Annotated in this window: 1 pseudogene; it reads left to right on the top strand. The window is 57.1% G+C overall.

Annotation, left to right across the window (positions count from 1 at the left end):
- Positions 1 to 34 precede the first annotated feature (34 nt).
- A pseudogene (locus tag EOD29_RS30865) lies at positions 35 to 345 on the top strand (N-(5'-phosphoribosyl)anthranilate isomerase); the annotation flags it as partial.

Raw genomic sequence — 345 nt, forward strand, 5'->3', positions numbered from 1 at the left:
CGACTCTTGCAGCATTTCGTGTCACTTCGCTGCCATGAAACCCGATATCAAGATCTGTGGCTTGAAGACGCCCGAAGCGATCGATCGCGCGTTGAAACGCGGCGCGACCCATATCGGTTTTATCTTCTTCGAAAAGAGCCCGCGTTACGTCGAGCCGGATGTGGCGGCAAAGCTTGCCGAACCGGCGCGTGGCAAGCCGAAGAGCGTCGCCGTCGTCGTCGATCCCACAAATGACGATCTGGACGAAATCGTGTCGCTGCTGAAGCCTGACATGCTGCAGCTCCATGGCAACGAGAGTCCCGAACATGTGCTGACCATCAAGGCGCTCTATGGTCTGCCTGTGAT

The organism is Mesorhizobium sp. M1A.T.Ca.IN.004.03.1.1, from assembly GCF_003997555.1.
In the GTDB taxonomy this organism is placed as follows: domain Bacteria; phylum Pseudomonadota; class Alphaproteobacteria; order Rhizobiales; family Rhizobiaceae; genus Mesorhizobium.